Annotated in this window: 1 protein-coding gene; it reads right to left on the bottom strand. The window is 65.6% G+C overall.

What is annotated here, in order from left to right; all coding sequences use genetic code 11:
* Positions 1–1,298: TRAP transporter fused permease subunit (locus EOA28_RS35670; protein ID WP_128315845.1), on the bottom strand; the 1,298-nt coding region annotated here is incomplete at its 3' end.
* Positions 1,299–1,426: the final 128 nt, after the last annotated feature.

The following is a 1,426-nucleotide window of genomic DNA, read 5'->3' as shown; positions in this document are numbered from 1 at the left end:
GCCGCGATGGCGAGGCTCAGCACATTGACGCCGAAACGCATGAAGGACGCGGCGGCAAGCCCGATGGCCAGCCAGAAGACGACGCGGAAGGCGAGCGGTCCGATCAATGCCGCCAACGGTGTGCCGAGGATGAGCACTATGGTCAGCGCGAGGCCCATCGTGCCGGCGAAGATCGGCGTGTAGCCGGCAAACAGAAGATAAACCAGCACGGCGAGCGGCAGCACGAGCGGCCAGTGCTTTCGCACCGCCTCCCAGGGATTGGGCAACTCGGCCTTGGCCATGCCATGCAGCCCGGCCTTGCCGGCCTCCAGATGCACCTGCCAGAAACAGGCGCCGAAATAGAGCAGCGCCGGGATGATCGCCGCCTTGACCACCTCGGCATAAGGGATGTTCAGCGTCTCGGCCATGATGAAGGCGACGGCCCCCATGACCGGCGGCATGATCTGGCCGCCCATCGAGGAGGTCGCCTCGACCGCGCCGGCAAAGGCCGAGCGGAAACCGAAGCGCTTCATCAGCGGAATGGTGAACTGGCCGCTGGCGACGACATTGGCGACGCCCGAGCCGGAGATCGTGCCCATCAGCGCGGAGGAGAGCACGCAGACCTGCGCCGGACCACCGCGCCATGAGCCGACGAGGCCGAGCGCGAAATCGTTGAACAGCGCGATCATGCCGGCACGTTCGAGGAAGGCGGCAAAGACGACGAAGATGAAGATATAGGCGGCCGACACATAGACCGGCGTGCCGTATATGCCCTCGGTGCCGAAGGCGAAGGTGTCGACCAGCTGCGCGAAATCATAGCCGCGATGGATGAAGGGCGGCGGCAGATGATTGCCGACGAAGCAATAGGCGAGGAAGATGAAGGCGATCACCGCCAGCGGCAGGCCCATCAGCCGTCTAGCGGCCTCGAAGACCAGCACCACCAGCAGCGTGCCGACGATGAGGTCCGGCGTGGTGAGGAAGCCGGAGCGGCGGATGAGGTCGGCATAGAAGACCCAGTTGTAGAGACCGGTCGCGAAACCCAGCACGCCGAGCGTCCAGAATGCCGCCTTCGCCGCCACGCCGGTGGCGCGCAAATTGGCGATCAGGCCGAAACCGAGCAACAGCAGGAAGCCGACATGCATGGCCCGCACCACCTGGCTGGGAAGGCTGCCATAGGCGGCGATGTAGATCTGGAAGACGGAGAAGGCGACCGCGATGGCAAAGGCGGCCTTGCCAGCGAGGCCGTCGCCGAAGCCCGGCGGCAGCCCTTCGACCTGTTCTTCGGCGGCGGGGGAAAGAACGGTCGGGGTCTCGGTCATTGGCGGGTTCCTGACGGGCAATACCGTTCTCCGTTGAGGGGAGGGAAACCACGTATGGGGCTCCCCCTCGCCCAGCCTCCGCTTCGCTCGGCTGACCTCTCCCCGGTGGGGAGAGGAGATTGTCGGCG

It is taken from the genome of Mesorhizobium sp. M2A.F.Ca.ET.067.02.1.1 (assembly GCF_004023285.1).
Taxonomy (GTDB): Bacteria; Pseudomonadota; Alphaproteobacteria; order Rhizobiales; family Rhizobiaceae; genus Mesorhizobium.
Note: the sequence above shows the minus strand (reverse complement) of the source record. Positions and strands in the feature narration are given on the sequence as shown.